Annotated in this window: 10 protein-coding genes and 1 pseudogene; 4 read left to right on the top strand and 7 right to left on the bottom strand. The window is 61.6% G+C overall.

The genetic code is table 11. The features are described 5' to 3' along the window. Positions 1-209: pseudogene (locus EOA27_RS40710) on the top strand (hypothetical protein); the annotation flags it as partial. Positions 210-236: 27 nt separating this feature from the next. Here the strand turns inward: EOA27_RS40710 and EOA27_RS15755 are convergent. Next, entirely contained in the window at positions 237-422 is a 186-nt protein-coding gene (locus EOA27_RS15755; RefSeq protein WP_042640038.1) for a hypothetical protein, read from the bottom strand. A gap of 571 nt (positions 423-993) precedes the next feature. On the opposite strand from EOA27_RS15755, the gene EOA27_RS15760 reads away from it, so the two are divergent. Continuing rightward, positions 994-1242: a hypothetical protein gene (locus tag EOA27_RS15760; RefSeq protein ID WP_126083260.1), complete on the top strand. Its 249-nt coding sequence runs from the start codon at positions 994-996 to the stop codon at positions 1240-1242. A 15-nt stretch (positions 1243-1257) separates the two neighbouring features. Here the strand turns inward: EOA27_RS15760 and EOA27_RS40715 are convergent, their stop codons facing one another. The 4 genes from EOA27_RS40715 to EOA27_RS15775 form a co-directional block, all read right to left on the bottom strand. After that, on the bottom strand, positions 1258-1425 hold the full coding sequence (locus EOA27_RS40715) for a hypothetical protein (RefSeq protein WP_189342077.1): 168 nt from the start codon (positions 1423-1425) through the stop codon (positions 1258-1260). Between the two features lie 385 nt (positions 1426-1810). Beyond that, positions 1811-2401, bottom strand: coding sequence for an NAD(P)H-dependent oxidoreductase (locus EOA27_RS15765; RefSeq protein WP_126083259.1), 591 nt, complete (start codon positions 2399-2401; stop codon positions 1811-1813). 93 nt (positions 2402-2494) lie between these two features. Next, positions 2495-2851, bottom strand: coding sequence for a response regulator (locus EOA27_RS15770; RefSeq protein ID WP_127256644.1), 357 nt, complete (start codon positions 2849-2851; stop codon positions 2495-2497). Between the two features lie 6 nt (positions 2852-2857). Next, positions 2858-3865 carry an HWE histidine kinase domain-containing protein gene (locus tag EOA27_RS15775; protein ID WP_127256646.1) on the bottom strand — a complete coding sequence of 336 codons (1008 nt, stop codon included), beginning with the start codon at positions 3863-3865 and terminating at the stop codon, positions 2858-2860. Between the two features lie 383 nt (positions 3866-4248). On the opposite strand from EOA27_RS15775, the gene EOA27_RS15780 reads away from it, so the two are divergent. Further along, positions 4249-5259 (top strand): YihY/virulence factor BrkB family protein, encoded by a 1011-nt coding sequence (locus EOA27_RS15780; RefSeq protein ID WP_126083258.1) that lies wholly within the window; start codon positions 4249-4251, stop codon positions 5257-5259. Positions 5260-5308: 49 nt separating this feature from the next. Here EOA27_RS15780 and EOA27_RS15785 read toward each other — a convergent pair whose 3' ends face one another. Both EOA27_RS15785 and EOA27_RS15790 read right to left on the bottom strand, forming a co-directional pair. Then, on the bottom strand, positions 5309-5518 hold the full coding sequence (locus tag EOA27_RS15785; protein ID WP_126083257.1) for a hypothetical protein: 210 nt from the start codon (positions 5516-5518) through the stop codon (positions 5309-5311). Between the two features lie 114 nt (positions 5519-5632). After that, entirely contained in the window at positions 5633-6145 is a 513-nt protein-coding gene (locus tag EOA27_RS15790) for a ferritin-like domain-containing protein (RefSeq protein WP_127256648.1), read from the bottom strand. Between the two features lie 267 nt (positions 6146-6412). On the opposite strand from EOA27_RS15790, the gene EOA27_RS15795 reads away from it, so the two are divergent. Continuing rightward, positions 6413-6706: a hypothetical protein gene (locus tag EOA27_RS15795; protein ID WP_126061405.1), complete on the top strand. Its 294-nt coding sequence runs from the start codon at positions 6413-6415 to the stop codon at positions 6704-6706. Positions 6707-6896 lie beyond the last annotated feature (190 nt).

Consider the following 6896-nt stretch of genomic DNA (forward strand, 5'->3'; position numbering starts at 1 on the left):
GCTGCCAGGCCAAGCCGGACGCCAACGGCCAGCAGCAGAAACAGACGCAAGAGGCCGATACGGATGAGCTGTCGAAACAGCTCGGCAATTGCGGCGGCGTGCTGAAGCCGCCGCCGACCGGCGACAAGAACGCGACGACCCCGCCGCCGACCGGCAGCGAAATGCCGGTGATCAAGCCGGGCGAGGTGCCGCCGCAGACGGGGCAGTGACGAGGCGCGCGCCTCCTTCGATAGGGATCAGTGCTTGCGCTTCTCGCTTTCGGCCGGCTTGAGGACCGGCGATGCGTGCGCCTCGCGGATCATCTGCAGGGCCTCGTCGCGGGTGAGGCCGCATTTGCGGGCAAAATAGGTGGCTTCGTGTATCTCGGCGCGCGAGGCCTCCGCAACGCCGGAAGAGGTCGGTCTGTTTTTCTTCTTGGCCATCGGCTCACCGCGCCATGAATCACTTAGTCAGCTAAATATAGATGCAATGCCTGCTGTTGCAAATCGCCGATTGCGCCCGACCGGCGGGCGGTGAGGGGTGCATTGGTTTCTGCTGAAAAAGCCCCTTGGAATATTCCGGCTATGTCGCTGTTCACTCTGACCAGGAGGAACGGCCATGACGGACGACAGGACCAAACGCGACTTTCGATACCGCGACCGCGTGTCGGCGGGCGAGGAGCATGAGGTACGCTACTGCGCGAAGCAGCATCGGATCCACTCCTGAGCAGGTTCACAGAGCTGATCAGCGAGCACGGGCAACGACCGCAAGACGCTCGGGCGTCAGCGAGGAAGCTGCGGGATTGACAGACATTCCCGGTCGGAACCGGCCTGGGCAGGACAGGTCCGGCAAACATTGCCGGCGACCAACCGTGATCGCTCGGCCAATCATATGTTAGGGCGTCACCCCGCCGAAGGTTTAAGTTCGAGCAGTCGCCGCACAGAGCAAAGGCAAGCGCGCGCCGGAAGAGCCCATCACGCTTTCGCCCAACCTATCAAGGGAAGTGGAGCTTCGATGAGCGACGGAGGAGGCGGCCATTATGCCGCGAAGGGTGAGTATCTCGATCACCGTCTGGAATGCCCGCACTGCGGAACGATCCGGTTGAACATCCCCAGGAACGCCCAATCCTCAACGCCGATCCATTGCGCCGAGTGCGGGGCCTATCTTGGCACGTGGGACGAAATCCAGACCGACTTCGAGCGGCAGGGAGGCACCGACGGAGTGTTTCGCCTGGCAAGCGGCCGCATCAGGCGGCTCGCATAAGCGGTCGGCTCCCGGTCAATGCCTGTCTTTCAAAAAGCGGGCTTCGCGAACGAGGGACGTCCAGTCAAAGCCGATCATATGGATTAGCTCCCTCGCTTGCGCCTCGGTTATACCCACTTCCTTGGCCAGCTTCCCGGCCAGCAGTCGGCTATCGACCTTTTCGTCGTGCCCGTCCTTCTGCATGCGCACTCTCCATCGCTCTACAAGTAAAGCGCAAAGCCAGGAGAGGTTTCGTTAGGCCGAGCTCGAAACGGTTTGGTATGGGCAAAAAGCCCGGAGAAGCGCGACGCAAAAAAGCCCGCTGGCATGAGCCAGCGGGAGAAGGTGGCTTGAGCTCGGCCCCGCCAGGGGCGAACGCCGACATGGTGCTCATGTGGCACCGGCCGCGCATCCACTTTTGTTAACCGTCGAGATCGTTTTCGCGCAATGGACCGCAACATGGCCGATCCCATCGGTTGCCTCGAAGACACGGCCGCAATGATCGACGCGCACCATCCATAGTTCGCCAACAAAGCAGCGGAGTGTTCACAGACTCAGAACGAAGGTGGTCCGCAGTCTGCGGGGCCGATCAAAAACGCTCGAAGCGCTGCTCCACCTTGCGGGCGAACTTTTCCCGTTCCTCGTTGGAGATGCTTTCCACCGAGTATTTCGCCAGATAGAGGTGCTTCTCCGTGCGTCCGCACATGGATTTCAAGCCGCGCAAAAGCACCTTCCTGCCCGGGTCCTGCATGTAGAGCCTGGTGTACCACCAGGGCGAGCCGAAGGTGGTGACGACGCCCATACGGCGAATATTCAAAAGCGCCGGCTTGATCGTGCCGCCATCCGTCGGCAGGTCGAACGCGACCCCCGGCCGCCACACGCGGTCGAAATATCCCTTGAGCACAGCAGGCATGCCCGACCACCAGGTCGGGAAGCAGAACACGCACGCCTCGGCCCACTGCAACGTGTCGATATAGACCCGCAGCTCCGCAGGTGCTGGCGATGGACCGGCGTGCCCCTTCAATTCCTCGACCTGCATCACGGGATCGAATTTCATGGCATAAAGATCGAAGTCGACGACCTCGTCGCCCCTGGCCTTGAGGACCCCCAAGACACGCCTGTGAAGCGAGGCCACGTAGCTGTCCTGCGCCGGATGCGCGTAGACGACATTGACCTTCATCGCATGCCCCACGCGGCTCTGATCCCGCTTCGAGGCTAGTCGAACGCCGTTGCTTTGCCTAGGCTTCGACGCGAGAAGTAGAGGGGCGCGGGATCAGGGCGGCGAGAGCTTCGGCAGAACCTCCAGGAGGCTCCACTCCGATGTCGGTTTGCCTACATTGGGTACCCCCACCAGGACGGCCCCGCCGAAGAGTTCCGGCTTGTCATAAGCGCTCGCCACCGCGAATGGCACACCGCGGCCGCGCAAGGCCTCGGCTACCGGCGTGACGAGATGGTCGCCTAAATTCACGTCGAGCAAGGCCACCGTCGGCAGTTCGTCTTCCAGCAGGCGGAGCGCGTGCGCGACTCTGGCGACCGGTCCCAGGACCCGCCATCCCAGGCGCTCGAGCATGACTTTAAGATCCATCGCGATGATGAATTCATCTTCGACGATCAGGATGGTCTTTTGCACCGGCCATCAATCTGGGCGAGCGGCCCTTTCGAGTGGGACGACTATCTCTGCTTCGAAACCTTCGGTTCGATAATTCTGTTCCACCTTGCCACCGAGATTGTAGGCGATTGCGAATTGAATGAGCTGGGTTCCGTACCCTGTCGAGGTGGGCTTGCGTACAGGCGGGCCCCCGCTCTCGCGCCAGGACAGGCGCAGCAATGGATGATCGCCCTGCTCGACCTCCCATCGAATTCGAACCGTCCCAGCCCGAGCTGACAACGCCCCGTACTTGACGGCGTTGGTTGCCAGTTCGTGCAGCAGAAGGCTTAGCGACGTTATCTCCTTCGAAGCCAACGTCACTGACGGGCCGGGCTCGATGATGATCGTCTCCGGAGCGGTCTTGAAGGGTTTCGTCGCGCGCGCCACCAAGGCTTCGAGACCATCTTCACCATGATCGCTGAATGCCAGGTCATTTGCATCCACAACGGCCTGCAGCCGGCCGAGGAACGCGCTACGATATTCCTCTGCCGAAACGCCTTCCGTCTTCGTTTGGTTGGCCAGCGCCCGCACGAGCCCGAGCAGGTTCTTGAGCCGGTGGCGCAATTCTCCAAAGACCGCTTCGAACTCCGCTTCTTTCCGGCTTCTGTCCGTAATGTCGACGATCGACAGCAACATGAGGTGGCTGACATTGTCCGGATTGAACACGGTGCGCGCTGTAAGAAGCATGACTTTTCTCCCGATATGCGGGAACTCATGCGTCACCTTGTAATCGATCACCGCCGAGCTTTTCGGGATCACCTCTGCAAGGAGATGACGCAGCTCGGGGATATCCCATTGACCGTTGCCGAGGTCGTACAGGTGCTGTCCGATCGTGTCGTAACGCTCGACCCCGAATGTTCTGAAGAAGGCGCGGTTGGCGCTCTGGACTGTCAGGGCGGAGTCCAGCACCAGCATGGGATCGGGAACAGTGTCGACAATGCCTTGGGCCTGCACGTGACCTGTCCGCAGAATCCGGTAGAGGTCTTCCAAATCCATTGCCGAAATACCCGTTAACCCGACAGCCTATAAGCCTGCCGCAGATCATACAACCGCGCTTCTCCAAAGCGAAGATCGCGCGAAGCGGCTTTATGGCATCGGCGCCGGGGTCCGTACTCCTCGGCCTCCGGCCTTCGGGTGTTCCCGGAACCATCACGCCGGCGCCGGGTTGTGATTGGCGGGCCGCGTCAGCCGGACCTGGTGGCAAAGAGAACAGGGCTGGTTTCTCCGGCTTCTCGCTCTGGCCAACGAAAAGGCAGTCGAGCTCTTGTCCCACCCGGCCCGCTCAAGGGAGGTCTTGTCAGCAATGGCAGGAAATATGCAGTCCGACAAAGCCGGCACCGAACCGCGCCCGGTCCGTGTCCGAGACAGGTGAGGGGGCGATGCCGCGCTGGGTCGACGAAGGCTGGATCATACTGAAGGAAAGCGTCAGCGGCTACATCAATGACAATGCGCTGAGCCATGGCGCGGCGATGGCTTTCTACGCCACCACGTCGCTAGCGCCGATCCTGTTGATCGTCGTCGCGATCGCCGGTTTCGTCATCGGCAACGATGCCGCCCAGCTGGCGCTGACGGCCGAGATATCGGGCGTGATGGGGCCACAGAGCGCCGACCTCCTGAAGGCCACGCTGGAGACCGCTTCGCATGGCTGGTCGAGCGCGCTTGCCACGCTGATCGGAGTGGTGACGCTTTTGGTCACGGCGTCGGGCGTCTTCGGCGAGATGCAGCAGTCGCTCAACGAAATCTGGAAGGTGAGGCCCAACGGGGCGTCGCTGTCGCGCCTTGTAAGGGCCAGGGCGGCGAGCCTCGGCCTCGTGGCTGCGCTCGGCTTCCTGCTCCTGGTCTCGCTCGCGGCCAGCACGGCGATCGCGGCGCTGGGCGAGATCATCAACCGGAGCCTGCCTTTCGGAGAACTGATCGTCAGCGCCATCAACACGATCGTTTCCTTCGCGCTGATCGCGTTCCTCTTCGCCGCGATCTACAAGGTCCTGCCCGACAGGGAGCTCACCTGGCGCGATGTCGGCGTCGGCGCGCTGGTCACTGCGCTGCTCTTCACCATCGGCAAGTCGCTCATCGGCTGGTACATCGGCACCAGCGCCATCGCCACCTCCTATGGCGCGGCCGGAGCCCTGATGGTGGTGCTGGTCTGGGTCTACTATTCGGCGCAGATCTTCCTCTTCGGCGCCGAAATCACCCGCGCCTATTCGCTGCGCCGCGGCAGCCGGCCGGACCTCGCGCCAGCGGTGGCCGCCGATCCGCCGGCAGCCGCCACCGCCCCGCCGCCGGCGCGCGGCGCCTCGGGCATCGAAGTCGCCGTATGGATTGTCATCGCCTGCCTGATCACCGCGCTGATGTCGCAAACCGGCGCCAACAGGCCGAACCGCCCGCGATAAAACCGAGTGTCCAGCAAATGCGGCCCCGCCCTGGAAAAAGGCGTATCCCTTACCGGTCGTTCAAGCGCTTCTCGATCTGGTAGGACAGCCAGCGGCAGCACATGCCGGCGATCGATGTCGCGGCGCCGCCGAGCAGGCAGGCAACCAGCAGCGGGCTTTGCGATGCGCTCGACCAGCTCACGATGGCGAGCAATATCACGCTGACCGTCGAGATCAGATAACCTATGCCCTTCAGCAGGTGGAGCGACGCTTTTGTCATCGCCAGAGTTTCCGCCTATGGCAACTCCCGGCCGGCGCTGAAGTTCCATGGTGAGTTCGGGAAGGCAGGCCTGCACGCTTGCCTTCCCGTAGGGCTGCGCAGCTTGCTCTAAACTCAGGCTGCCTCTGCCGCGACGTTGACCGCGGACTCGGCGAGCTTGGTGAGCGCGACGTCCGTTTCCTTCTCTTCGTTCAGCGTCTGGTCGAGCAAGGTGACGGCCTCGGTTAGGCCGAGTTCCTGCGCCCAGGTCCTGAGCGTGCCGTAGCGCGAAATCTCATAATGCTCGACGGCCTGGGCCGCGGCCAGCAGGCCTGCGTCGAGCGAGGGCGAGCCCTTGTACTCTTCCATGATCTCGGCGCCTTCCTCGGTGATGCCCATGATCGCCTGGCAGGTCTTGCCCACCGGCTTCTTGTCGATCACCTCGAACACTTCCTCAAGACGCGCGACATGTTCTTGGGTCTGGTCGCGGTGCTTTTCGAAAGCGGCCTTTAGCGCCTCGTCCTGCGCTGCCTTGGCCATCTTGGGCAGCGTTGCCAGGATCTTCTTCTCGGCGAAATAGATGTCCTTCAGCCTATCGTGGAAAAGTTCGTTGAGGCCCTTGTTCGAGGCCGCTTTCGTTGTCGGCATGTCTGCATCTCCTGAGTGGGTGGATAACCAACCCCAACACAGTTTTTTCGAACTTGTTCCCAACAGAATTTTCCAGTGAAAGCGCCCGGGAAACTCTCATTTGTTGTTGACCGCCGCCCGAACAAACGAGCCGACCGAAGCGGGCAGGCCGACCGTCCTCGGGGCGGCAATTCGCGCGGCTGCATTCTTTGATTCCGCCTGGAACTTTTTGCCAGCACAAGCGCTGTTGAAAAGCAGTTGTTTCCAATGAACGCAGGGAGAAGAAAAATGAATACCAAGATTCTTTGCATGAGCGCACTCGCGCTTTCGCTCGCAACCAGCGCGGCGATGGCCAGCAGCGCCAAAGGCACATCGGCCTTGGATGACCCGCAAAAGATGGCGCCTTTCTTCACCGATGCGGGGATGAAGACGATGAGATCCGGCGATGAGTTCAAGAAGGCATGGCTGGCCATGACCGAGGAAGACCGCACCTCGATCAAGAAAGATTGCGGCGACGAAACCATCGCCAAGCAGCATGACAATTTCTGCAAGATGACCAAGGAACTCGGCGGCGCAAACTGAGGCCTGTCGACAGACAAGGAACGGCGGCTCTTTCGGCCGCCGTTTTTGTTGTTCGTGGCGCCGGCCAACACGGCTCACCGGCTGCCGACTACAGGCTGGACCTTTCCATCATGGTAACCACGAGCTGCCGGCTCTCGACAAAGAGCTCGTATAATTGCTCGAGGTTTTCGAGGTGTCGGTGAGCCAATGC

Source organism: Mesorhizobium sp. M2A.F.Ca.ET.037.01.1.1 (assembly GCF_003998075.1).
Classification (GTDB): domain Bacteria; phylum Pseudomonadota; class Alphaproteobacteria; order Rhizobiales; family Rhizobiaceae; genus Mesorhizobium.

What these genes read in the sequence shown, in the direction of transcription:
- EOA27_RS15755 (WP_042640038.1), bottom strand. Translation starts at nt 422, where the DNA reads ATGGCCAAGAAGAAAAACAGACCGACCTCTTCCGGCGTTGCGGAGGCC.
- EOA27_RS15760 (WP_126083260.1), top strand. Translation starts at nt 994, where the DNA reads ATGAGCGACGGAGGAGGCGGCCATTATGCCGCGAAGGGTGAGTATCTC.
- EOA27_RS40715 (WP_189342077.1), bottom strand. Translation starts at nt 1,425, where the DNA reads ATGCAGAAGGACGGGCACGACGAAAAGGTCGATAGCCGACTGCTGGCC.
- EOA27_RS15765 (WP_126083259.1), bottom strand. Translation starts at nt 2,401, where the DNA reads ATGAAGGTCAATGTCGTCTACGCGCATCCGGCGCAGGACAGCTACGTG.
- EOA27_RS15775 (WP_127256646.1), bottom strand. Translation starts at nt 3,865, where the DNA reads ATGGATTTGGAAGACCTCTACCGGATTCTGCGGACAGGTCACGTGCAG.
- EOA27_RS15780 (WP_126083258.1), top strand. Translation starts at nt 4,249, where the DNA reads ATGCCGCGCTGGGTCGACGAAGGCTGGATCATACTGAAGGAAAGCGTC.
- EOA27_RS15785 (WP_126083257.1), bottom strand. Translation starts at nt 5,518, where the DNA reads ATGACAAAAGCGTCGCTCCACCTGCTGAAGGGCATAGGTTATCTGATC.
- EOA27_RS15790 (WP_127256648.1), bottom strand. Translation starts at nt 6,145, where the DNA reads ATGCCGACAACGAAAGCGGCCTCGAACAAGGGCCTCAACGAACTTTTC.
- EOA27_RS15795 (WP_126061405.1), top strand. Translation starts at nt 6,413, where the DNA reads ATGAATACCAAGATTCTTTGCATGAGCGCACTCGCGCTTTCGCTCGCA.